Below are 24,222 nucleotides of genomic sequence, written 5' to 3' on the forward strand. Positions count from 1 at the left end.
GGGCGAGGTCCACGCCCGTGGCCGCCCCGTCCCTCCTCAGCCGATGTTGTCGACGGCTGCCTTCGCCCTGGACAGGGTCTGCTGCGCGGTGCCGTCGTTCTTCTCCAGCGTCGACTTCAGCAGCCGGATGATGGAGCGGACCTCGTTCGAGGCACGGTTCCAGCGCAGTTCCTTGCCGTGGTACTCGTCCGAGACGCCGTCGGCCTGGAAGTCGGACATCGCCGCCTTCACCTGCCGGTCGCGGTCGCTGATGACCTGTTCGAGGCGGCCGATGACGGCCTGGATGTTGAGCTGCGCGTCCGAGGAGGCGGAGGTGTCGTAGCTGTTGCGGTCGGTGTTGCCGGCCATGTCGAGTTCTCTCCCCGTGGGTCAGCGGCCGCCGAAGCGGGCGGCGTCGAAGTTGGCGGCGGCCATGGTGGAACGCGCGTTGTCCGCGGTCTCGCCCTGTCCCGAGGTGAAGGCGCTGTCCATACCGGACTGGCCGCCCAGGATCGAGGAGAGCGAGCTGTTCAGCGCCACTGTGATCTCGTCCGAGTTGGCCTTGAACCGGTCGAAGGCGACCTTGCCCGCGCCGTTGAAGCGGCCCTCCAGCGGCTCCGCCGCGGCGATCAGCTGCTGGATCAGCGTGCCGAGATCCATGCTCGCTGCCTGCGAGTTCTTCGTCAGCCCCGTGAGGACCGTGGATCCCATGTCGAACTTCATCGGAAAATCTCCCCCGTGCACTCGTCGATCGCGCGGATCACCGCGGGGCCGTGTGCGCCCCCTCACCTGTCACGCATGGCACACACGTCACTCGTGCCACATGGGCGGTGATCACACTCGCATGCCGCCGCCACCCTATGCGATGCCTTGCAGAACGGAAGTCGGTGATGCGCGCCACGCGAGCGTATCCCGCCGGGACGGGCACACGAGCACCCCGGCGGTCCGAAATGTGCAGACCGTGCGGGGTGTTGCCTGATCTCGCCGCCCCCGCGTTGTACGGCGCACTCACAGATGATTTATGTTGCAGAGGCGAAGTGAAAGGATTCTGCAACGGGGCGGGGCGGCTGCATGGCCAGGGATTACGACAGCCAGCTGCTGGAGTCCGTGACGGTACGCCGACGCCGCTTGCGGGACGCCCTGCTCTTCGGTGCGCAACGGGCCCGGCGCAGCGCGGACGAGCGGCTGGGCAAGGTGTTCGCCGGGATCGTCATCGCGGCCGTACTGTGCGCGGGCTGCATCGGCTGGTCCTTCATCCAGCACACCCTCGCCCAGCAGAAGGCCGAGCAGCAGAAGCAACAGCAGCGGCAGGAGCAGCAGTTCAGGTGACGAACACGGCAATGACCTCCCGCGCGCAGCTGAGCCGGGTGACCCTGGTGGGCGAGCGGCGGCGGGCGGACACCGTCCTGCCCTCGGACACCCCGATCGGCCAGTTGCTGCCCGACATCCTCCACCTGCTCGACGACCGGACGGCGTCCCGGCCGATGACCCGGCAACTGGTCACGGCCGACGGCGGCGTGCTGCCGCCGGACAGCACCCTGGCCTCGGCGCGGATCGCGGACGGCGCCGTGCTGCGCCTCGTACGTGCGCATGCCGCACCCCCGGCGCCGATCGTGCACGACGTCACCGACGAGGTCGCCGACGACCTGGATCTGCGGGCCTGGCGCTGGCGGCCCGCGGCACGGCGGTTCACCGCGGGGGTGGCCACGGTCGTCTTCGCGGTGATCGCGGCGCTGCTCGCGAGGGGCGAGTTCGCTCCGGAGCCGGTAGCCGGGGTGCTGGTCGGCGCGTCCGCGCTGTTCGCCGTGGTGGGTGCCGTGGTCGGCAGGACGGGCAAGGGCGGCAAGGGGCTGGTGACGGCGCTGCTCGTCACCTCCGGTGTGCTCGGCGTGCTGGCGGCCTGGACGGCGGCGGACGCGTACGCCTGGGGAGGGACGGCCAGGCTCGCGCTGTCCGCCGTCGCGCTGGTGGTCGCGCTGCTGCTGCTCGGGATGTTCTCCCCGCTGGGGCGGGGCGGTCTCGTCGGGGCCGGGGCGGCCGCGGTGTCGACCGGTCTCTGGCAGGCCGTCGCGGCGGTGCAGGGGGATCCGGCGAGGCTCGGCGCGGTCATGGCCGTGGTGTCCGTGGTGCTGCTCGGGTTGCTGCCGCGGCTGGCGCTGATGGCGTCGGGGCTGACGGCTCTGGACGACCGGCGCTCGGCGGGCAGTTCGGTCAGCCGTCACCAGGTGGCCGGTGCGCTGGCCGCCACCCATCGTGGTCTGGCGCTGGCGACCGTGGTGCTGGCGGGTTCGGCTGCCGGAGCCGGCTGGCTGCTCACGCTGGCCGCGCGGCCCACGTACTGGACGGTGCTCCTCGCGGTGTGCACGGCTCTGGTCCTGCTCTCCAGGGCTCGGGCCTTCCCGCTGGTCGCCGAGGTGGTGGTGCTGTTCGTCGCCGCCGGGGTGCTGGCCGTGCGGCTGGTGATGCTCTGGATGCAGCACACGAACGGGGCCGGGCCGCTGCTGGTCCTGTGCGCGGGTGCGGTGCTGCCGCTGCTCGTGCTGACGGTGCAGCCGCCGGAGCATGTGCGGGTACGGCTGCGCAGGATCGCCGACCTGGTCGAATCGATCGGCGTGGTGGCGCTCTTCCCGTTGGCCGTCGGCGTCTTCGGGATCTACGGGCAACTGCTGGACAGGTTTTGACATCGGCCCCGTCCGGAGCGGGTTCCGGGAGGGGTCACATCGATGGCAGGACACCAGCGGCGGCGGGGAGAAGGACGGACATGCCGAACGGCAACAACTGGCAGGGCGATGTGCTGCGCGACCTGAGAGGCAGCGGTACGGGCGAGACCACCCCGCCCGGCCCGGAACAGGCGTCGCGAGCCGGAGCGGGCTCGACGCACGCGAACACGACCACCACCGGTACGGTCCCCACCGGCACAGCGCCGACGGGCTCCGCCCACCCGGGCACGGCCCCCACGGACGCCGCCCCCACCCACGCGCGCCCCGCCGCCGACGCGCGACCCGCCGTCGACGCGCCGCCGGCCCCGGCGACGTACGCCCGAAGCCCCGCGCGCCAGAAGGGTGCGGCTCCGAGCCCCTCCGCCGGGGCCGTGCCGGACCCCGTGCCCGTGCCCCAGGCCGCCCCCGCCCAGAGCCCCCTGTCGCACGCCCAGAACCAGGCCACCCGTTACGTCCCGCAGCCGCATCCGCCGACCCCCGAGTCCCGGCCCGCCGTGGAGAAGGCGCTGGCCGCAGCCGGGCGCAAGCCACGGCGGGGCGAGCCGTTGCTCGGGCGGGCGCTGCGGGCGGTACGGCGGACCGTGGCGTCCTCGGCGGCGGCCGAGGTGGCGTCGGCCGCGCGAACGGCGCAGGCGTTGCAGCAGCCGGTGACCACCGGTCGGCAGATCGTGGTGACGTCGATCAGGGGCGGCGCGGGCAAGACCACTGTCGCGGCGCTGCTGGGAACGACGTACGCGCACTACCGGCAGGACCCGGTGCTGGTCCTGGAGGCCGATCCGGCGCTCGGCACGCTGCCGTTGCGGCTGGGGGTGGAGTCGCTGCGCTGGACCGCCGGGGACCTGGCGCGGATCGTGCAGCCGCAGATGTCGCTGCTGGACGTGACCGGGTACCTGGTGCAGTTGCCGGACAACGCCTGGCTGCTGCCGGGCAGCCGGGGTCAGGTCGGGGCGATGCTGGACACCCCGACGTACGAGAAGGTCATGGTTTCGCTGCGCCGCTACTTCGGGGTCACCGTGGTGGACTGCGAGACGTTGCCGGCCGAGGTGGCCCGTACCGCACTCTCCGCCGCCCAGGCGCGGGTCGTGGTGGCGCCCGCCACCCTTGAGGGCGTCGCCAGCACCCACTCGGTACTGCGGTGGATGGCGACGTTGCCCCCGCACGTGGTGGCGAACACGGTCGTCGTGCTCACCGAGCCCATGCCGTACGCCGGCGTCGACACCGGCCGGGTCACCGAGGAGCTGGAGCAGCTCGGCGTCCGGGTGCAACACCTGCCCCACGACAGGCACTTGGCGGGCGGCGGGGCCATCCGCACCGAGCTGCTCGCCCGCTCCACCCGCGAGGCCGCCACCCGGATCGCCGCCGACGTCCTCCAGCTCTCCCAGAGCCGGCGCTGACCGGGGCCGACGCAGCACCGGGGCGGGCCCGGGGGCGGCGTCCGCACCGTGCCGAAGGCCGACGCCGAGCCAGGACCGGACCGCCCTCCCGATGACGACGACCAGGACCGGACGACGATGACCACCCGACTGATCCACCGCCCCGCCAGGACCACCCGTCCGCCCGTCGCCACCCCCGCCCGCAGCATCGAGGCGCCGCCCAACCTGCCCGAGGGCAAGATGGGCAACATCGCCACCTCGCTGCTGCCGGTGGCGGGCGTGATGTCCTCCGTGGTGATGATGACGGTGCTGCGCAACAGCCAGTTCGCGGCGATCGGGGCCCTGATCCTGGTGGTGACCGTGATCGGTTCGCTCGCCCTGGTCTTCTCGCAGAAGGGCAAGGCGCAGCGCACCCGGCGCACCCAGCGCGAGGCCTATCTGGAGTACCTGGAGGATCTGCGCGAGGAGTTGGCGGGCGAGGAGCGCGAGCGGCGGGAGCGGGCCCGGGTGCTGAACCCGCCGCCGGACGCCCTCTACGACCTGGTGCGCGATCCTGCCCGGCTGTGGGAGCGGCGCCGTGTGGACAGCGACTTCCTCCAGGTGCGCCTGGGCGCCGGGGAGATGCCGGTGCGGGACCTCGCTCTGGCCGAACAGGGGTCCTCGGTGCTCACCCCGCCCGACCGCTTCATGCTGAACGAGGCCTCGGCGCTGATGGGCCGCTTCTCCTCCGGCAGCGAACTCCCGCTGACCGCCCCGCTCGACCGGGCGGGCGACATCAGCGTGATCGGGCCGCGCGAGGACTGCCTGCGAGTGGTGCGCGCCCTGCTCGTGCAGACCGCCGTCAGTCATGCGCCCGACGACGTGGCACTCGCCCTGTCCTTCCCCCCGGAGCGGGTGTCGGACTGGGAGTGGACCAAGTGGCTGCCGCACGTGCTCGACGCGGACAATTTCGACGGTCCGGTAGCCGCCCGGCGGATCGCGTCCTCCCCGCAGCGGCTGTCCCGCCTGATCGGCCATGCGCTGCGCCGCCGGGCGTCCTACGCCGCCGAGGTGCGTCGCGGTCTCTCCGGCAAGGACGCCCTGGCCATGACCTCGCGGCTGCTGGTGGTGTGCGACGGGTACGGCGCGGACGCGGTGGAACTGCCGCGTCCGGACGAGGCGGTGGGCCTGCGCGAGATGGGGGTGAGCGTGCTGCATCTGCTGGCGGAGCGGGTCCAGGAGCCGGGCCAGGTGTCGGTACGGATCACCGTGGACGGCGACGAGGTGACCATCGAGGACCTGCGCGGGCCCGAACCGGTCCTCGCGCACGGCACGGTCGACGAGGTGAGCCTGCCCGCCGCCGAGGGGCTGGCCCGGATGCTCGCCCCGCTGCGGCTCTCGGCCGAGTCCCTGGCGGACGCCCCGCTGTCGGGGCCGGTGGACTTCGCCGGTCTGCTGGGCGTCGACGACGTGGCCGACCTGGACCTGGACCGGCTGTGGGCACCGCGCGGTGAACGCGCGTTCCTGCGGGTGCCGATCGGTGTCAGCGACTCGCACGAGCCGGTGCTGCTCGACCTGAAGGAGTCCTCCGAACTGGGCATGGGCCCGCACGGTCTGTGCGTCGGCGCCACCGGCTCCGGAAAGTCGGAACTGCTGCGCACCCTGGTGCTGGCCCTGGCCGCCACGCATCCGCCGGAGGACCTGGCGCTGGTCCTGATCGACTACAAGGGCGGTGCCACCTTCGCCCCGTTCGCCGAACTGCCGCACGTGGCCGGGGTGATCACCAACCTGGAGAACCAGGTCGGTCTCGTCGAGCGGGTGCACGCCTCCCTCGCCGGTGAGGTCAAACGCCGTCAGCAGGTCCTCAAGGACGCGGGGCACGTCGCCGACATCGGTGACTACGCGGCGCTGCGCGCGGGCGAACGCCCCGACCTGGAACCGCTGCCGCACCTGTTCGTGGTGATCGACGAGTTCGGTGAACTCCTGACCGCCAAACCGGACTTCATCGACCTCTTCCTCTCCATCGGGCGGATCGGCCGCTCCATCGGCGTCCATCTGCTGCTCTCCAGCCAGCGCATCGAGGGCGGCAAGCTCAAGGGGCTCGACACCTACCTCTCCTACCGGCTCGGGCTGCGTACCTTCTCCGCCGAGGAGTCGCGCACGGTGCTGGACACCACCGACGCCTTCCATCTGCCGCCACTGCCCGGCTTCGGCTACCTCAAGGTCGACACCTCGGCGTACGAACGCTTCAAGGCGGGCTACGTGTCGGGGGCCTACCGGGGTCCGGTGCTGCGGGAGAGCGAGGAGACGGGGCCGCTCGCCCTGGGGTACGAGGCGTTCAACACGCTCGGCGAACCCGACACCGGCTCCGCCGCCCAGGAGCCCGCGATACGCCGCCGGGAGAGCGGGCCCACCGAACTGGGGGTGATGGTCGCCCAGTTGACGGGCGCCGCCGACCCGGTCCGGCGCATCTGGCTGCCCCCGCTGCCCGAGGCGATCACCCTGGACCGGATCGCGGGGCCCCTGGAGGTCGGCGCCCGCGGCACCCAGCTCGCCCGGCGGCGCGGTCCGCTGCGGGTGCCGATGGGCCTGCTCGACGACCCGGCCAAGCAGTGGCAGGGCCCGTGGTACGTGGACCTCACCGTCGCGGGCGGGCATGCCGCGCTCATCGGCGGCCCCCAGTCCGGCAAGACGACCTGGCTGCGCACCCTCGCCCTGTCCCTGGCGCTGACCCACACCCCGCAGGAGGTCGGCATCTACGGCCTGGACCTGGTCGGCGGCGGGCTGACCGCGCTGAGCGGGCTGCCGCACGTCGGCGGCATCGCGGGCCGCGCCGACCGCGAGCGGGCCGCCCGTACGGTCGAAGAGGTCCGCACCATGCTCGCCGAGCGCGAGGATCTCTTCCGGGAGCACGGCATCGACTCCGTGGAGCAACTGCGCGACCTGCGCGCGGCCGGCCGCCACCCGGAGCTGCCCTGCACCGACGTGGTGCTGCTCATCGACGGCTTCGGCGCACTGCGCGACGACTTCGAGGCACTCGACGACGCGGTCACCGACCTCCTCAAGCGGGGCAGCGGTTACGGCATCCACGTGGTGGCCGGGATGCTCCGCTGGAACGACGTGCGGATCGCCACCCAGTCCGCCTTCGGCACGCGCGTGGAACTCCGGCTCAACGACCCGTCCGAGTCCAGCATCGACCGCAAGCTCGCCGAGACCCTCTCCCCCGACGAGCCGGGGCGCATCCTCACCGACACCAAGCTCTTCGCCCAGACGGCTCTGCCCCGCGCGGACGCCACCCCCGACACCGCGGGTCTGGGCGGCGTACTGGAGCGCGCCACCCATTCCCTGCGGGCCACCTGGGCGGGAGAAGTCGCCCGTCCGGTACGGGTGTTGCCGCATCTGCTGGAAGCACACCTGCTGCCGGGGCCGGTCGCGGAGCCGAAGCGGGTGCCGTTCGCCCTGGACCAGGGCGCCCTCTCCCCCGTGCACCTCGACCTGTTCGGCCGGGACCAGCACCTGCTGATCATGGGGGACAGCGAGTGCGGCAAGACCAATCTGCTGCGCGTCGTCGCCGAGGGACTGATCGAGCGGTACGGCGAGGACGATCTGGTGTTCGCCGTGATGGACCCGCGGCGCTCGCTGCGCGGGGCGATCCCCGAGGAGTACCGGGGCGGCTACGCGTACCACACCAAGCTCTGCTCCGCCCTGTCCAGCGGCATCGCCACCGAACTCGCCAAGCGGATGCCCGACGAGGCCTCCGACAGCGAGGAGACGGAGCCGGGCAACTGGGGTTCGGGGCCGCGCATCGTCGTCCTCGTCGACGACTACGACATCCTGACCACGGCCGGCCAGCAGCCGCTCGCCGCCTTCCTGCCCTACCTCCCCTCCGCGGCCGACATCGGCCTGCACTTCGTCCTCAGCCGCCGGGTCGCGGGTGCCTCCCGGGGCCTGTACGAGCCGGTGGTGCAGACCCTGCGCGAGAGCGGCGCCGCCGCCCTGGTGATGTCCGGGGACCGCAGCGAGGGGCAGTTGTTCTCCGGCGTCTACGCGTCCCCGCAGCCAGCGGGGCGCGGGGTGCTGGTGCGGCGCGGGGAGCCGGCGCGGCTGATCCAGACGGTGCGGGCGGGTGGCTGAGCTGTCGTACGGGACGCCGGGACGCGTCCGGCCGTGCACACCACGGAGCACCGGGCCGGGTACGGGCCCGGCCGCATCCCGAAGGACTGTGCCCCGTCCGGGCCGCCGGAAAGCCCCGGCGCCGAATCCCGCACCCACACCCGCACGAGAAGGACTTCCTCGCACATGACCACGGACGTCGTCGCCCTCACTCCGAAGATGCCCGACCCCTGGAGCGTGCTCGCCGGACTGCTCTCCGGCGGCCCGGACCGGCACGTGCGGCCCGCCGGGGACGGCGCGGTCATCCAGCTCTGCGACGCGCAGGGCCGGCCCCTGATCGCCGTCGAGGCATCCCTGCTCATCCAGGTCGAGGGCGAGGCCGAACGTCTGCTGGGCGCCGCGGCGCCCCCCGTGCCGTTCTGGTGGACGGAAGCGCGCGCCACGACCGGTGTCGCGGAGGCGGAGGACCTCGCCGGTACCTTCGCCTCCCGCATCGCCGCCTTCAACGGCGGCAGCGTCTGGCCTCCGGGGGCCGCCCGCTCCCTCGACGTGGTCGCTCCCGCCGCGGCCGGGACCGCAGGCCCCGCGCTGGCTCCGGCCGACGCCCAGCCCGCCGTCGACGTACTGACCGATCAGGTGGCCGTCGTCATCCAGGACCGTCCGGTCATCGCCATGACCGCCTGGCTCTCCGGGGCCCTGACCGCCACCGCCGCCGGGGACCTCGGGCTCCAGGTCGTCACCCCGCCGGGCACCACCCTCTCCCCCGCGGTCCGGCCCTCCCTGAGCCGTGCGCCGTCGCGCTGGGTGGTCCAGGACGACGAGTGCGGGTACTACGACGGCCTGACCGGCGCGGTGCTGCACTGGCACCAGGGCATGTTCCGGCCGGTACCCGGCGAGGACGGACACGCGACGCCGGTGGCGGACGCCTTCCGGCGGGTCACCGAAACCGCCGAACGCCGGCTCACCCTGTCCTTCCGGACGGTCCACCCCGCCGACGACCGCCTCGTCCTGGGCGGCCCCCTGGAAGCGGTCTTCCGCGAACTCACCGGCCGGGCCCCGGCGGGCTGGGGCACCGCCGAGCCCGCCAACACCCCTTGGTCGGTGCGGCAGTTGACGGACCTCGCACGCGAGCGGGCACCCGAGCCGACCTGGTTCGTGGTGACCGGCGTCCCGGACCGGCCCGCCCTGGCCACCCTGCGCGTCCACCGCACCACCGCGGGCGTCGAACAGGACGTGACCGTCACCTTCGGCTACGGCGCCGGAGAAGACCCTCCGCTGGACGCCCTGCCCGCCGCCGCCGAGGCCCTGGCCACCCGCCACCACCTGGTCTCGATGCTGGCCCAGCTCGGCAAGGCCTCCCGCGACCTGGCCGTGCGCCCCCGCTTCGAACCGCCGGGCGTCCCGGTCGGTTTCGCGCTGGGCGCCGACGAGGTCCGCGCGATGCCCGGCGACCGGGCCCGACGTACTCCCCTGGGCGCCGCCCCCGTTTCGCTGGGACCGGCGACCCGGCACGGCCTGTACTACCCCTTCCGGGGCGACCCCGGCGACCTGTCCGGCTGGCAGGACTTCGCCCGGCTGAGCGAACACCTCAAGGGCGAGTGACACCCGGAACGCGGCGCCTGCCCGGGGCGCGGCTCAGTGGGCGCTGACCGGCAGCACGTCCGGCGACAGCACGCCGGTCTGCGCCGACGCGCTCGTCATCCGCCTGCGGTGGTGACGTCGGCACAGCACCTCGTAACCGACCTCCACCGCGGGCCGGGCGACGTCCCCGACCACGACCTGCTCGCCCTCGACGACCATCTCGCCGCCGACCGTACGGGCGTTGTGCGTGGCCCGCGCCCCGCACCAGCACATCGCCTCGACCTGGAGGGTCTCCAGCCGGTCGGCGAGTTCGATCAGCCGCTGCGAGCCGGGGAACAGCCGGGTGCGGAAATCGGTGGTGATACCGAAGGCGAAGACGTCCAGGTCGAGGTCGTCCACAACCCGGGCGAGCTGGTCGATCTGCTCCGGGGCCAGGAACTGGGCCTCGTCCACGATCACGTAGTCGACCCGGCTGCCGCGCGACAGCTGGTCGACGACGTACCCGTACAGCTCCATGCCGGGCGCCGCCTCGACCGCTTCCGTCACCAGGCCCAGCCGCGAGGAGAGCTTGCCCTGCCCCGCCCGGTCGTCCCGGGTGAAGATCAGCCCCTGGAGCCCGCGCGCGGAACGGTTGTGGACGATCTGGAGTGCCAGGGTCGACTTCCCGCAGTCCATCGTTCCGGAGAAGAAGACCAGCTCGGACATGAGGAGTTGAGCCTTTCGGGCAGGGAAGGACGGGAGGGGGTGTTACGAGCGTACTTCGAGGAGCGGAACATGCTGCTCGACCGGCGTCATCGAGCCGTGCATGCCGACCATCGAGGACTCGCCGGGCTCGTTGCGGGAGGCGGTGATCACCACGTCCGCGTGGGCGGCCGCGACGACGTCGCCGATCCGGCCGTGCACGCGCTCGTCGAGGTGCGGGCCGAACCAGCCGAGTGCGACCGCCTCGTCGCGGCTCGCCACCCAGAACTGTTCGCCGAGCACCTCGCGCCAGACCGCCAGGACGTCCGAGGAGGCTCCCGGGACCGCGTACACGTGACGTGCGCGGCCCTCGCCGCCGAGCAGGGCGACGCCCGCGCTCAGTTCCCAGTCCTCGTCGAAGTCGATGCGCGACTCCTCACCGAAGGGGATGTCGATCATGCCGTGGTCGGCGGTGATGTACAGCGCGCTGCGCGGCGGGAGCTGTTCCGCGAGGCGCTGGGCAAGGCGGTCGACGTACATCAGCTGACCGCGCCAGGCGTCGGAGTCGACGCCGAAGCCGTGTCCCTTGCCGTCGACCTCGCTGTAGTACGTGTAGACGAGCGAGCGGTCGCCCGCCGCGAGGTGCTGGGCGGCGAGGTCCATCCGGTCCTCGCCGGTGAGGCGGCCCTGGAAGGTGCCGCCGCTCAGCGCGATCTTGGTGAGCGGGGTGTGCTGGAAGTCGGGGGACGACACCTGCGCGGTGTGCACTCCGGCCGCGTCCGCGAGCTGGAACACCGTGGGGTACGGCTGCCACACGTGCGGGTCGGCCCAGGGGCGCCAGCGCAGCTGGTTCATCAGGGCGTCGGTGTCGGGGTTGCGGACGGTGTACCCGGTGAGGCCGTGCACGCCGGGGGTCAGGCCGGTGCCGACGGAGGCGAGCGAGGTCGCGGTGGTGGACGGGAAACCCGCGGTGAGCGGGCGACCGGTGCCGCCGCGGGAGGTGCCGAGGAGCGAGTGCAGGTACGGGGCCTCGTCCGGGTGCGCCTTGATCTGCTCCCAGCCGAGACCGTCGATCAGGAACACGCAGTTCCGGTCGGCGGGCGTCAACTCGCCCAGTGAGGACGGCATGCCGGGCACTTCCATGCCCGCCGCCAGGGTGGGCAGCAGGTCCGCGAGGGAACCGGAGCCGTACTCCGGGACCGGTGCCGTGTCGAGTGCGAGGGGGACGGGGTCCTGCCAGGCGGCGGGCAGCGCCATCAGCGGGCGGAGGAGCCGGTGGCGGCGGTCGCCTCGGACAGCGCCTGCGCGAACACCAGGGTCTGCTTGACCGTGTCCGGGCCGTCCCCGGCCTCGCTCACGCGGAGGCTGAGGTCGTCTGCCGTCGAGTTGCCGGTGTAGCCGTGGTCGGCGTCGCAGTTCGGGTCGCCACAGGCGGCGGGCTCCAGGTCGAGCCGGGCGACGGCGCCCCAGCCGATGGTGAGGACGACCTCGCGGGGCAGCGTGCCGGGAACGTACTTCTCCGGGTTGGCGACGACGCGGCTGACCACGACGGAGGAGATGCGGCCGATCTTCACCGACTCGGTGGAGGTGGTGGCGTACGGCGTCGGGGAGCTGGTGTCGGCGTTCTGCTCGTCGGTGTGGCTGACGATGAAACGGGTGCCGGTCAGGACCAGGACGGTGACGTGACGGCGGACCTCGTTCGAGTCGAAAGTCGTCTCCTGGTGCACGAGGTACGAGGAGACGGGCTCCGCGCCGACAGCGGCCTCCACCGCTTCGGCCACAAGAGCCGGGTAGTAGCCGCTGCGCTCGATCGCTGCGCGCAGCCCCTGGGTCGTCGTACCGGTCTTCGCCATGCGTTCTATCCTACGGGGCCCTGAGGGGCGGATGACCCTGGAGCTACGGGGTGAGAGCGCGGAGCGCGCCCGCCGGGGAGGCGCTTCGGCCGGGAACGGCCCCCTGTACCGGCGGGTCCGCGGGGCACGGACGCCGCCCGACCGCTCGTCGGCCCGCGGGAGCGTCCCCTGAGCCGGTGCACGGCGGGCCGTGCCGGGGGCGGTGCTCCGCGGGGCTCAGTAGCTCGGGAGGCGGCGCGGGCCGAGGTCCTCCCGTGCGACCGGGGGCGCCAGCCGGACCGTGGCGCCCAGCACGGACAGTCCCTCCGGGGCCACGACAACGGGTTCCAGGGCGACTCCGACCACTTCGGGGTGGTCGTCGACCAGCCGCGACACCCGCAGCAGCAGTTCCTCCAGGGCGGCGGTGTCCACGGGCGCGCTTCCCCGCCAGCCGAACAGGAGCGGGGCGGTCCTGATCGACCGGATCAGCTCGGCCGCGTCCCTGTCGGTGGCGGGCACGAGGCGGTGCGCGACGTCCCCCAGCAGTTCGGAGGCGGCCCCCGCCAGCCCGAACGACAGGACGGGGCCGGCCGCCGGGTCCATGCTCGCCCGTACGACGGTGTCGACACCGCGCGGAGCCATGGCCTGCACGACGAGGGACAGCTCCTCGGGCCTGCCGAGCGCCTCGGTCAGTTCGCCGTACGCACGCCGCAGGTCTTCCTCGTCGGCGAGGTCGAGGCGTACGGCGCCGAGGTCGGGGCGGTGGCGGAGGTGCGGGGCGGTGGTCTTGAGGGCGACGGGGTAGCCGAGGCGGGCGGCGGCGGCCACCGCCGCGTCCGGGCCGGGGGCGGGCAGCGCGTCCCGCACGACGATTGCGTACCGTCCGAGCAGCTCACGTGTGGCGTCCGCCCGCAGGGGCAGACCCCGCGGATCGGAGTCCGCGGCCAGCAGGGCCTCGATCTGCGCGGCGGCTCCGCTCTCGTCGATGTCCTCGTACTCGGGCACCCTGCCGGGCTCGGCGGCCTCCCGCCGCCACCGCGCGTACCGGACCGCCTCGGCGAGCGCCCGGACGGCGCGCTCGGCGGCGGGGTAGGCGGGGATGCGGCGGCGTGGGGGCGTCTCGGGGGCGGGGGCGGTTCCCGGGCCGGTTTCCGGGGCGGTTTCCATGGCGGGAGGGGGCGTCGGGGCAGAAGGGGGCGTCGTCGAAGTGGGTGCGGCCCCGGAGGCGGGCGGGGTCTCCGGCCCCGGCCCCCGCTCAGGCCCCGGCCCCGTTTCCGGCTCCACTTCTGGCTCCGGCTCCGGGGAAGCAGGGGACACGGCGGTCGGCGGGCTCTCCGGCGTGGGGGTGGGGAACGGCGCGGCGACCTGGTTCCTGCCCGGCCCGGTGCTCGTCGCGGCGGCCAGGGCCTGCGCCAGCTCGCCCATCTCCACGTGGACCACCGCCACCGGCTTCGCCGGGGACGTGGCGGCGGCTTCGCGCAGGGCCGCCGCCAGCACCTCGCCGTCGCCGGACTCCGGCGCTCCGCCCTCGCCCACCCACGGGATCGCCGTGACGACGACCGCGTCGCACCCCGGGTCCGCCAGCGCGGCGGCCAGAGCCTCCTGGAAGTCGGACGGACTCGCGCCCGTCGTCAGGTCGAGGGGCGGCAGCGGACGGAGCCCTTCCGCCAGGCAGGCGTCATACGTGAGCAGGCCCAGGGACTCGGAGTTGCCGAGGATGGCGGTGCGCGGGCCGCGCGGCAGGGGCTGACCCGTCAGCATGAGCCCGGCGTCGACGAGTTCGGTGACGGTGTCGACGCGTACGACGCCGGCCTGACGGAACAGCGCGGAGACCGTCGCATCAGGGATGCGCGCCACCGGTACGGCGTGCCCCGGCGGTGTGCTCCCGCTGTGGCGTGCCCCCTTGACCACCACGACCGGCTTCACGGCGGCCGTGCGCCGGGCGAGGCGGGTGAACTTGCGCGGGTTGCCGATGGATTCGAGATAGAGCAGCACCGCGTCGGTTTCGGGGTCCTCGTAGCAGTACTGGAGGAAGTCGTTTCCGGAGACGTCGGCGCGGTTCCCGGCGGAGATGAAGGACGAGACGCCCGCGCCGCGCCGGTGCAGCCCGGCAAGGAGGGCGATGCCGATCGCGCCCGACTGGGCGAAGAGGCCGATCCGGCCGCGTTCTGGGGAGTGCGGAGCGAGGGACGCGTTGAGACGCACGAGGTCGGAGGTGTTGATGATGCCGAAGGCGTTGGGTCCGATGATCCGCATGCCGTACGAGCGGGCGTGGCGCACCAGTTCCCGCTGCCGTTCCCGGCCCCTGGCCCCGCTCTCGGCGTACCCGGCGGCCAGTACGACCATCCCCTGTACGCCGCTCTCGCCGCAGTCCGTGACCACCTCCGGAACGCTCTCCGCCGGTACGACGACGAGCGCGAGGTCGACGCTCTCGCCGATCTCCGCGACGGAGCGGTGCGCGGGGACGCCGTCGAGTTCGGTGACGTCCGGGGGGAGGGCCGCGTTCACGGCGTACGCGCGGCCGGTGAACCCGCCGGCGAGGAGGTTGCGCAGGACGGTCCGGCCCACGGAGTTCGGGCTGCGTCCCGCGCCGACGACGGCCACGGAGCGGGGAGTGAGCAGCCGTTGCACGGAGCGCGCCTCGGCGCGGTGCTCGCGGGCGCGCTGCACGGCGAGCGAGCGGTCGGTGGGCTCCAGGTCGAATTCGAGGCGGACGACCCCGTCTTCGAAGGAGCGTTTCTGCTGATACCCGGCGTCCGTGAAGACTTTGATCATCTTGGAGTTGGCGGGCAGCACCTCGGCGACGAAGCGGCGGATGCCGCGTTCGCGGGCGACCGCGCCGATGTGTTCGAGGAGCGCGGAGGCCACGCCGCGCCCCTGGTGGGCGTCCTGGACGAGGAAGGCGACCTCGGCCTGGTCCGCCTCGGGGCCGGAGGCGGGCATTCCGTCGGCGTTGATGCGGTCGTAGCGGACCGTCGCGATGAACTCCCCGCCGACGGTGACCGCGAGGCCGACCCGGTCGACGTAGTCGTGGTGGGTGAAGCGGCGGACGTCCTTGGCGGAGAGGCGGGGGTAGGGCGCGAAGAAGCGGTAGTACTTCGACTCGTCGGAGACCTGCTCGTAGAAGCTGACGAGCCGCTCGGCGTCCTCGGTGGTGATGGGCCGGATGCGCGCGGTACCACCGTCGCGCAGCACGACATCGGCCTCCCAGTGGTCCGGGTACGCGTGCTCGGGGTCCCGCTTCACCTGATCCGCATCGTCCGCAGCCATGGCCATGGGGAGCAGCCTACGACTCGCGGGCCTCCGGGGGGCGGGGCAGTCTGGTCCTGGTCCTGGTGCCACGGCATCCGGAACGGGAACTTCCGGCGGGGGCTTCCGGCGAGAACTTCCGACGCAGACTCCCGCCGGGGGCCTCCGCCGGGCAGAGCAGCCCGCACCCCGTGAGAGACTGGTCTAGACAACCAAAGCATGAACACGAAGGGCTACACCATGGTTGAGCGCCGCGTCACCGTCGGTTGGGCCGAGGGCCTGCACGCCCGCCCCGCCTCCATCTTCGTCCGCGCCGTCACGGCCACCGGCGTCCCCGTCACCATCGCCAAGGCGGGCGGCAACCCGGTCAACGCCGCGTCGATGCTGGCGCTGCTGGGCCTGGGCGCGCAGGGCGGCGAGGAGATCGTGCTCGCGTCCGAGGCCGAGGGTGCGGACGCCGCGCTGGACCGTCTCGCGAAGCTGGTCGCCGAGGGCCTGGACGAGCTCCCCGAGACCGTCTGACCCGTACGGGCGAAGTCCCGTGCGGAAAGTCGCGGCCCCCGAATGCGGGGGCCGCGACTTTCCGCGTTCTTCAGGCATTCCCGCGACCCCCGCGCTGCCCCGGCCCACCCGCGGCTTCCGCGTCCCTCCGGCATTCCCGCGGCTTCCGCGTTGCCCCGGCCTTCCGCAGCTCCGCACGGCGGCGCTTGCCGGACCGGGGAGGAAAGCGGGATGCCCCGGCTCGTACGAGCCGGGGCATCCCGGTGAAGCGGTGGAGCTGCGGGCGCGGTCAGACGCTGACCCCGTGGCTGCGCAGGTACGCGACCGGGTCGATGTCCGAGCCGTACTCGGCGGAGGTCCGGGCCTCGAAGTGCAGGTGCGGGCCGGAGGAGTTGCCGGTGGAGCCGGAGAGGCCTATCTGCTGGCCGGGGGTGACGGACTGGCCGACGGAGACGCCGATCGAGGCGAGGTGGCCGTACTGGGTGTACGAGCCGTCGTTCATCTTGATCACGACGTTGTTGCCGTACGCGCCGCCCCAGCCCGCCTCGACGACCGTGCCCGAGCCGACGGCCACGACGGAGCTGCCGGAGGAGGCGTGGAAGTCGACGCCGGAGTGGCTGCCGGAGGACCACATGGCGCCACCGGCCTTGTAGCCGGTGGAGACGTACGAGCCGGCGACCGGCAGGCGGTAGGCGTTGAGGCGCTTGCGCTCGGCCTCGCGGGCGGCACGCGCGCGCTCCTCGCGCTCCTGACGGATCTTGGCCTCCGCCTTGCGCTTGATCTCCGCCTTGCGCGCCTCTTCGGCCTTCCGCTGGGCCTCGGCCTTCTCGTAGGCCTCGCGCTGGGCGGTGGCCTGGGCCTCGACGCGCTCGGCGAGGGTCTCCGTCACGGAGTCCTCCATGACGACGGCGCGGATGCTGCCGGTCTCCTCGGCGGCCAGGTCCTGGTCGGCGGCGAAGGCCTGCGGGGCCAGCGTTCCGATGACGCCGGTCGTGGTGAGGGCAGCGACTCCGGCGATGTTCGCGCTGCGACGCGACAGGGCGGAGGGACGCCGGTGCTTCCCGGCGGCACGGGTGAACGCCATGAAGTGGCTGTTTCCTTTCCTTCCTTCTCGCCTACCGGGTTAGCTGACGGGTTCGGAGCAGGAAGGTCTCCTACGGGCCCCACCGGCCCGCGAAGGGCGATGGCGTCCGATTCACCCCAGGGACTGAATGGGTCCCCGGCTCCCCAGGCTCGCGCCTGACGGGGACTCGGCGATGACTGCCCGGTGCCGCGGTTGCGGCGCAAGCTGACGGACAGCCGGACCGACGCTAAGCGGCACTTCTTTCAATCTCCAAACACAGGGCCGTTTTTGTAACGGAGCCCACACGCCAGACAGGCAACCTCTCCAATAAAACGGACATAAGGGAGGACCCCGGCGACTTGCTCGACGCCGGGGCCCTGCTTGTCATACTTTGCGCTGATTCTGCATCTGACCTTTGATCGGTCAGCCGGTGTTGTACAGAAGGTCGACCCGTGCCGTACGGAAGGTCAGCCGGTGACGACCGTGACCTCGCCGATGTTCAGCGCGCGCACGGGCTCGGCGATCTGCGAGGCGTCGCCGACCAGGACCGTGACCAGCTTGTCCACCGGGAAGGCGTTCACCACGGCGGCGGTCGCCTCCACGGTGCCGGTCTGCGCGAGCTTCGCGTAGAGCTGGGCCTGGAAGTCGTCGGGCAACTGCTGCTCGACCTGATCGGCCAGGGTGCCCGCGACGGCGGAGGCCGTCTCGTACTTGAGCGGGGCGACGCCCACCAGGTTCTGCACCGCCACGTCCCGCTCCGCGTCGGTCAGGCCCTCGGCGGCGAGCGTCCTGAGGACCTTCCAGAGGTCGTCCAGGGCGGGCCCGGTCGACTCGGTGTCCACCGAGCCGCTGATGGCCAGCATGGCCGCGCCCGTGCCGTCCGCCGCGGAACGGAGCACCTGGCCGAAGGCGCGCACCCCGTAGGTGTAACCCTTCTCCTCGCGCAGGACGCGGTCCAGCCGGGAGGTGAGAGTGCCGCCCAGGCAGTACGTGCCGAGCACCTGGGCGGGCCAGAGCCGGTCGTGCCGGTCGGCGCCGACGCGGCCGATGAGCAGCTGCGTCTGTACGGCTCCGGGACGGTCGACGATGACCACGCGGCCGGTGTCGTCGGCCGTGATCGGCGTCATCGGGCGCGGCTCGGCCGTGTTGCCGGTCCACTGCCCCAGGGTGTCGGCCAGGACGGCGTCCAGGTCGGTGCCGTCCAGGTCGCCGACGACGACCGCGGTGGCGGTGGCCGGGCGGACGTGCGCCTCGTAGAAGACGCGCACGGCGGCGGAGTCGATGTTCTTCACCGTCTCCTCGGTGCCCTGGCGCGGGCGCGACATCCGCAGGGTCGCCGGGAACAGTTCCTTGGAGAGCTGCTTGGCGGCCCGCCGGGACGGGTTCGCGGCCTCGTGCGGGATCTCGTCGAGCCGGTTGCGCACGAGGCGCTCGATCTCGCCGTCCGCGAAGGCCGGGGCGCGCAGGGCGTCGGCCAGCAGGCCCAGGGCCTTGGGCAGCCGGGAGACCGGGACTTCCAGGGAGACCCGTACGCCGGGGTGGTCGGCGAACGCGTCGAGGGTGGCGCCGCAGCGCTCCAGCTCGGCGGCGAACTCCTCGGCGGAGTGCTTGTCGGTGCCCTCGGTGAAGGCCCGCGACATGATGGTGGCGACGCCGTCGAGGTTCTTCGGCTCGGCCTCCAGGGGAGCGGCGAGGAAGATCTCGACGGCCACCAGCTGCTGGCCGGGGCGGTGGCAGCGCAGCACGGTCAGCCCGTTGGGCAGGGCGCCGCGCTCGGGGGCCGGGAAGGCCCACGGGGTGGCGGGGCCCGCCTGCGGCTGCGGGTGGAACTGCATTGCGCTGGTCACGGCGGCGGCCTTGCCGGTCGCGTCCGCGTTCTGGCCGGTCGTGGCTGCGGTGTCCGTCACTGGTCCGCCCCTTCCTGCTGGTCTTCCTGCACGTCGGCGTCTGCGGCGGCTGCGAGCGGTTCGTACACCAGGACCGCCCGGTTGTCGGGGCGCAGGCGCGCCTTGGCGACGGCCTGGACCTCCGCGGCGGTGATCTCCAGTACGCGGCCGACGGCGGTCAGCGCGAGCTGCGGGTCGCCGAACAGGACGGCGTAACGGCACAGTTCGTCGGCGCGGCCGGCGACGGTGCCCAGCCGGTCCAGCCACTCGCGCTCCAACTGGGCCTGGGCGCGTTCCATCTCCTCGTCCGTCGGGCCCTCGGCGGCGAACCGCGCGAGCTCCTCGTCGACGGCCGCCTCGATCTGCGGGACCTCGACGCCGCCGGACGTCTTGACGTCCAGCCAGCCGAGCGAGGGCGCGCCGGCCAGGCGCAGCAGCCCGAAGCCGGCCGCCACGGCGGTCTGGTCGCGTCGTACGAGCCGGTTGTGCAGCCGGGAGGACTCGCCGCCGCCGAGGACGGTGAGCGCCAGGTCCGCGGCGTCCGCCTCGCGGGTGCCGTCGCTGGGGAGCCGGTAGGCGGCCATCAGCGCGCGTGCCGGGACCTCCTCCTCGACGACCTCGCGCAGTTCCCCGCCGATGACGTCGGGCAGCGAGCCGTCGCGCGGCGGCTGCTTGCCGTCGTGGCCGGGGATGGAACCGAAGTACTTCTCCACCCAGGCCAGCGTCTGCTCGGGGTCGATGTCGCCGACCACGGAGAGCACCGCGTTGTTGGGCGCGTAGTACGTACGGAAGAAGGCGCGGGCGTCTTCCAGCGTCGCGGCGTCCAGGTCGGCCATGGAGCCGATCGGGGTGTGGTGGTAGGGGTGGCCCTCGGGGTACATGAGGGCGGTGAGCTTCTCGAACGCGGTGCCGTAGGGCACGTTGTCGTACCGCTGGCGGCGCTCGTTCTTGACGACGTCGCGCTGGTTCTCCATGGACTCGTCGTCGAGCGCGGTGAGCAGCGAGCCCATCCGGTCGGCTTCCAGCCACAGCGCCAGCTCCAGCTGGTGCGCGGGCATCGTCTCGAAGTAGTTGGTGCGCTCGAAGCTGGTGGTGCCGTTGAGCGAACCGCCGGCCCCCTGCACCAGCTCGAAGTGCCCGTTGCCGTGCACCTGGGCGGAGCCCTGGAACATCAGGTGCTCGAAGAGGTGGGCCAGGCCCGTACGGCCCTTGACCTCGTGGCGCGAGCCGACGTCGTACCAGAGGCAGACCGCGGCGACCGGGGTCAGGTGGTCCTCGGAGAGGATCACCCTCAGACCGTTCGCAAGCCGGTGCTCGGTCGCTGTCAGGCCGCCGGAGCCGGCCTGCGCTGTGGCCGTGTGACCCATGGGCATGTACGTCCCTTCGATCGCGTATTGGACAAGTCCTGCGGTTGAGTCCTGCCACTGTATGCAAGCGCACCGACGGTCCGCGAAGTTCCCGTTCCGTGCACTCTTCTTGGGGACGTGCCGCGGGAGGGCCGCCCAGGACGCCCCGCGACCCGCTACGGGCGGGCCGAGGTCGGCGTTGTCAGTGGGGCGGTCCACAATGGTCCGCATCAGTGCCTGACCTCCAGTGCCGGTCAGCGAACGATTGCCCGAGCACGATTCCAGAGAACGAGAAGGAGCCGCAGCCGCGATGGCCCGCCGCAGCACGAAGACCCCGCCGCCGGACGAGACGTTCGAGGAGAAGATCCTCGACGTCGACGTCGTCGACGAGATGCAGGGCTCCTTCCTCGAGTACGCGTACTCGGTGATCTACTCGCGCGCTCTCCCGGACGCCCGGGACGGCCTCAAGCCGGTGCACCGCCGCATCGTCTACCAGATGAACGAGATGGGCCTGCGCCCCGACCGCGGGTACGTCAAGTGCGCCCGTGTCGTCGGCGAGGTGATGGGAAAGCTGCATCCGCACGGAGACGCGTCGATCTACGACGCGCTGGTGCGCATGGCGCAGCCGTTCTCCATGCGTCTGCCGCTGGTCGACGGGCACGGCAACTTCGGTTCGCTGGGCAACGACGACCCGCCCGCCGCGATGCGTTACACCGAGTGCCGGATGGCCGACGCGACGTCGCTGATGACGGAGTCGATCGACGAGAACACGGTCGACTTCAACCCGAACTACGACGGCAAGGAGCGCGAGCCCGTCGCCCTCCCGGCCGCCTACCCGAACCTGCTGGTCAACGGCGCCACCGGCATCGCCGTCGGCATGGCGACCAACATGCCGCCGCACAACCTGGGCGAGGTCGTCGCCGCGGCCCGCCACCTGATCAAGCACCCGGGCGCCGACCTGGAGACGCTGATGCGTTTCGTGCCCGGCCCCGACCTGCCGACCGGCGGCCGGATCGTCGGCCTGGGCGGCATCAAGGACGCGTACGAGAGGGGCCGCGGCACCTTCAAGATCCGCGCCACCGCCTCCGTGGAGAACGTGACGGCGCGCCGCAAGGGCCTGGTCGTCACCGAACTCCCCTTCACCGTGGGCCCGGAGAAGGTGATCGCCAAGATCAAGGACCTGGTCTCGGCGAAGAAGATCCAGGGCATCGCGGACGTCAAGGACCTCACGGACCGCTCGCACGGCCTGCGCCTGGTCATCGAGATCAAGAACGGTTTCGTGCCGGAAGCGGTCCTCGAACAGCTCTACAAGCTGACGCCGATGGAGGAGTCCTTCGGCATCAACAACGTGGCCCTGGTGGACGGCCAGCCCCTCACCCTGGGCCTCAAGGAACTCCTGGAGGTCTACCTCGACCACCGCTTCGAGGTCGTGCGCCGACGCAGCGAGTTCCGGCGCACCAAGCGCCGGGACCGGCTGCACCTGGTCGAGGGCCTGCTCGTCGCCCTCATCGACATCGACGAGGTCATCCGGCTCATCCGTTCCAGCGAGAACTCGGCGCAGGCCAAGGAGCGGCTGATCGAGCGCTTCGGGCTGAGCGAGATCCAGACGCAGTACATCCTGGACACGCCGCTGCGCCGGCTGACCAAGTTCGACCGCATCGAGCTGGAGTCGGAGCGCGACCGGCTCAACGGCGAGATCGACGAGCTGACCGGGATCCTGGACTCGGACGCCGAGCTGCGCAAGCTGGTCTCCTCCGAACTGGCCGCCGTGGCGAAGAAGTTCGGCACCGAGCGGCGCACGGTGCTGCTGGAGTCCGGAGCCTCCGCGGTCGCCGCCGTCCCCCTGGAAGTGCCCGACGACCCGTGCCGCGTCCTGCTCTCCTCCACGGGCCTGCTCGCCCGTACGCCCAACGGGGAGCCCCTCGCCCTGGACGACGCGCGCCGCACCAAGCACGACGTGATCGTCTCGGCCGTCCCCGCGACGGCCCGCGGGCAGATCGGCGCCGTCACCTCGTCCGGACGTCTGCTCCGCGTCGCCGTCATCGACCTGCCCCAGCTTCCCGGCACGGCCTCCGCGCCCAACCTGTCCGGCGGGGCCCCGGTCGCGGAGTTCCTCACGCTCGAAGCGGACGAGACCCTCGTCTGCCTCACCACACTCGACGAGTCCTCCCCCGGCCTCGCGATCGGCACCGAGCAGGGTGTGGTGAAGCGGGTCGTTCCCGACTACCCGTCCCACAAGGAGGAACTGGAGGTCATCTCCCTCAAGGACGGTGACCGGATCGTCGGCGCGGCCGAACTGCGCACCGGTGAGGAGGACCTCGTCTTCATCACCGACGACGCCCAGCTGCTGCGCTACCAGGCCGCGCAGGTACGTCCGCAGGGCCGCCCGGCCGGTGGCATGGCCGGCATCAAGCTGGCCGCCGGCGCCAAGGTGATCTCCTTCAGCGCGGTGGATCCGGCGACGGACGCCGTGGTCTTCACCGTCGCCGGTTCGAAGGGCACCCTGGTGGGCGACGCGGAGTCGTCCGCGAAGCTCACCCCGTTCGACCAGTACCCGCGCAAGGGCCGGGCGACCGGCGGTGTCCGCTGCCAGCGTTTCCTGCGCGGCGAGGACGCCCTGATGCTGGCGTGGGCGGGCTCCGCTCCGGCGCGGGCCGCCCAGAAGAACGGCACCCCGGCCGACCTCCCGGAGCCCGACCCGCGCCGCGACGGCTCCGGCGTTCCGCTGAAGAAGCCGGTGGCGGCGCTGGCCGGGTCGGTCTGACCCGGCTCGGCCCGGCTCAGCCCTCGCCGGGTCGAGCCGGGCCTTCCGCCTCCGGATCCTCCGCGTCCGGCTGCTGCACGTAGCGCAGGACACCCCACATGGCCCGCTCGCCCGGGGTGTCCTGCTCGGCGTCCACCTCCCCGACGCATTCCGCCAGTCCGGTGCGGAGTGCCGCCCCGTCGATGCCCGCCCCGATGAGCACGAGCTGCGTGAGCCGTTCCCCGCCGCTCCCCCACGGCTCGGGGTAGAACCGCAGGAACCTGCCCACCGCGTGCACCCCGTACCGGTTCCGCGCGTCGGCCGCACCGAAGTCCACGTATCCCTTGATCCGGTAGAGCCCTTCGGGCCGCTCGTCGAGGAAGGTCATCAGCCGTCCCGGGTCCATCGGTTCGCCGGAGACGAAGTCCACGCTCTCGTACGCCGCGTGCAGGTGCGTGGCGTGGTCCTCGTCCCGGCCCTCGACCTTCTCGCCCTCGATCTCCGCGCGCAGGTCCTCGAAGCTCAACTGCCAGCCGTCCGACCGGTGTGCGGCGTCGGTGCGATGCTCGAAAAGCACCTCCGGGTCGATCCGCCCGTATTGCACCGGCAGCACGGCACCGCACCCCAGCACGCCCAGCTCCGCCCGGAGAGAGGCAAGCTCCCGCTCCCCCACCCGGTCCGCCTTGTTGAGCACCACCAGGTCCGCCACGGCCAGGTGGCGCACGATCTCCGGATGCCGCTCCCGGGTCGCCGCGAACTCGGCGGCGTCCACGACCTCGACCATCCCTCCGTACACCACCCGGGGGTTCTCGCTGGCGAGCAGCATCTTCACCAACTCCTGCGGCTCCGCCAGCCCGCTCGCCTCGATGACGATCACATCCATTCCGGCACCGGGCTCGGCCAGCTTGTCCAGGTAGAGGTCCAGCTCGCTCGCGTCCACCGCGCAGCACAGGCAACCGTTGCCCAGGGACACCGTCGAGTCCCCGAGCTGCCCGGCCACTGCCATGGCGTCGATCTCGATGGACCCGAAGTCATTGACGACGGCCCCGATACGGGTGCCCCTGCTGTGCCGCAGGAGGTGGTTGAGCAGGGTCGTCTTGCCCGCCCCCAGGAACCCCGCGAGGACGACGACCGGAATCTGTTGCCTGGACATGGCTCCGATCGTAGAGCCGCGGC

Annotated in this window: 17 protein-coding genes and 1 riboswitch; of the genes, 7 read left to right on the plus strand and 10 right to left on the minus strand. The window is 72.5% G+C overall.

What is annotated here, in order from left to right; all coding sequences use genetic code 11:
* Positions 1 to 36: 36 nt before the first annotated feature.
* Positions 37 to 348 (minus strand): pore-forming ESAT-6 family protein, encoded by a 312-nt coding sequence (locus ACQPZG_RS08945; RefSeq protein WP_433545301.1) that lies wholly within the window; start codon positions 346 to 348, stop codon positions 37 to 39.
* A 21-nt stretch (positions 349 to 369) separates the two neighbouring features.
* A complete protein-coding gene (locus ACQPZG_RS08950; RefSeq protein WP_433545302.1) occupies positions 370 to 702 on the minus strand; it encodes a hypothetical protein in 333 nt (110 codons plus the stop codon).
* 348 nt (positions 703 to 1,050) lie between these two features.
* On the opposite strand from ACQPZG_RS08950, the gene ACQPZG_RS08955 reads away from it, so the two are divergent.
* From ACQPZG_RS08955 to ACQPZG_RS08975, 5 genes are all read left to right on the plus strand, one after another.
* A complete protein-coding gene (locus ACQPZG_RS08955) occupies positions 1,051 to 1,308 on the plus strand; it encodes a hypothetical protein (protein WP_433545303.1) in 258 nt (85 codons plus the stop codon).
* An 11-nt stretch (positions 1,309 to 1,319) separates the two neighbouring features.
* Positions 1,320 to 2,660 (plus strand): type VII secretion integral membrane protein EccD, encoded by a 1,341-nt coding sequence (gene eccD / locus ACQPZG_RS08960; RefSeq protein ID WP_433549321.1) that lies wholly within the window; start codon positions 1,320 to 1,322, stop codon positions 2,658 to 2,660.
* Between the two features lie 80 nt (positions 2,661 to 2,740).
* The gene (locus tag ACQPZG_RS08965) at positions 2,741 to 4,093 is read left to right on the plus strand and encodes a MinD/ParA family protein (protein WP_433545304.1); all 1,353 of its coding nucleotides are present in this window, start codon (positions 2,741 to 2,743) and stop codon (positions 4,091 to 4,093) included.
* A 117-nt stretch (positions 4,094 to 4,210) separates the two neighbouring features.
* Positions 4,211 to 8,185 carry a type VII secretion protein EccCb gene (gene eccCb, locus ACQPZG_RS08970; protein WP_433545305.1) on the plus strand — a complete coding sequence of 1,325 codons (3,975 nt, stop codon included), beginning with the start codon at positions 4,211 to 4,213 and terminating at the stop codon, positions 8,183 to 8,185.
* Between the two features lie 165 nt (positions 8,186 to 8,350).
* The gene (locus ACQPZG_RS08975; RefSeq protein WP_433545306.1) at positions 8,351 to 9,766 is read left to right on the plus strand and encodes a DUF6177 family protein; all 1,416 of its coding nucleotides are present in this window, start codon (positions 8,351 to 8,353) and stop codon (positions 9,764 to 9,766) included.
* Positions 9,767 to 9,799: 33 nt separating this feature from the next.
* Here the strand turns inward: ACQPZG_RS08975 and ACQPZG_RS08980 are convergent, their stop codons facing one another.
* From ACQPZG_RS08980 to ACQPZG_RS08995, 4 genes are all read right to left on the minus strand, one after another.
* Positions 9,800 to 10,450, minus strand: coding sequence for a thymidine kinase (locus ACQPZG_RS08980; protein WP_433545307.1), 651 nt, complete (start codon positions 10,448 to 10,450; stop codon positions 9,800 to 9,802).
* A gap of 42 nt (positions 10,451 to 10,492) precedes the next feature.
* Positions 10,493 to 11,683: an alkaline phosphatase family protein gene (locus ACQPZG_RS08985; protein ID WP_433545308.1), complete on the minus strand. Its 1,191-nt coding sequence runs from the start codon at positions 11,681 to 11,683 to the stop codon at positions 10,493 to 10,495.
* Positions 11,683 to 12,279, minus strand: coding sequence for a DUF5998 family protein (locus ACQPZG_RS08990; protein ID WP_185026771.1), 597 nt, complete (start codon positions 12,277 to 12,279; stop codon positions 11,683 to 11,685). The genes ACQPZG_RS08985 and ACQPZG_RS08990 overlap by 1 nt, the downstream gene beginning before the upstream one ends.
* A 216-nt stretch (positions 12,280 to 12,495) precedes the next feature.
* Positions 12,496 to 15,534 carry a GNAT family N-acetyltransferase gene (locus ACQPZG_RS08995; protein ID WP_433545309.1) on the minus strand — a complete coding sequence of 1,013 codons (3,039 nt, stop codon included), beginning with the start codon at positions 15,532 to 15,534 and terminating at the stop codon, positions 12,496 to 12,498.
* A 213-nt stretch (positions 15,535 to 15,747) separates the two neighbouring features.
* On the opposite strand from ACQPZG_RS08995, the gene ACQPZG_RS09000 reads away from it, so the two are divergent.
* Complete coding sequence (locus tag ACQPZG_RS09000) at positions 15,748 to 16,029, plus strand: HPr family phosphocarrier protein (protein WP_189823340.1); 282 nt, start codon at positions 15,748 to 15,750, stop codon at positions 16,027 to 16,029.
* A gap of 268 nt (positions 16,030 to 16,297) precedes the next feature.
* Here ACQPZG_RS09000 and ACQPZG_RS09005 read toward each other — a convergent pair whose 3' ends face one another.
* The 3 genes from ACQPZG_RS09005 to ACQPZG_RS09015 form a co-directional block, all read right to left on the minus strand.
* The gene (locus ACQPZG_RS09005) at positions 16,298 to 17,092 is read right to left on the minus strand and encodes a M23 family metallopeptidase (RefSeq protein WP_433545310.1); all 795 of its coding nucleotides are present in this window, start codon (positions 17,090 to 17,092) and stop codon (positions 16,298 to 16,300) included.
* Between the two features lie 14 nt (positions 17,093 to 17,106).
* Positions 17,107 to 17,274, minus strand: a riboswitch (cyclic di-AMP (ydaO/yuaA leader).
* Between the two features lie 264 nt (positions 17,275 to 17,538).
* Positions 17,539 to 18,906 carry a M16 family metallopeptidase gene (locus ACQPZG_RS09010; RefSeq protein WP_433549322.1) on the minus strand — a complete coding sequence of 456 codons (1,368 nt, stop codon included), beginning with the start codon at positions 18,904 to 18,906 and terminating at the stop codon, positions 17,539 to 17,541.
* Between the two features lie 68 nt (positions 18,907 to 18,974).
* On the minus strand, positions 18,975 to 20,330 hold the full coding sequence (locus ACQPZG_RS09015) for a M16 family metallopeptidase (RefSeq protein WP_433545311.1): 1,356 nt from the start codon (positions 20,328 to 20,330) through the stop codon (positions 18,975 to 18,977).
* A 283-nt stretch (positions 20,331 to 20,613) separates the two neighbouring features.
* Here ACQPZG_RS09015 and ACQPZG_RS09020 point away from each other — a divergent pair, with 283 nt between their 5' ends.
* Entirely contained in the window at positions 20,614 to 23,067 is a 2,454-nt protein-coding gene (locus tag ACQPZG_RS09020) for a DNA gyrase/topoisomerase IV subunit A (protein WP_433545312.1), read from the plus strand.
* Between the two features lie 16 nt (positions 23,068 to 23,083).
* Here ACQPZG_RS09020 and ACQPZG_RS09025 read toward each other — a convergent pair whose 3' ends face one another.
* Positions 23,084 to 24,199, minus strand: a complete 1,116-nt coding sequence (locus tag ACQPZG_RS09025) for a CobW family GTP-binding protein (protein WP_433545313.1) — start codon at positions 24,197 to 24,199, stop codon at positions 23,084 to 23,086.
* Between the last annotated feature and the right edge of the window lie 23 nt (positions 24,200 to 24,222).

The sequence above is a fragment of the Streptomyces sp. CA-294286 genome, assembly GCF_050947155.1.
GTDB lineage: Bacteria > Actinomycetota > Actinomycetes > Streptomycetales > Streptomycetaceae > Streptomyces.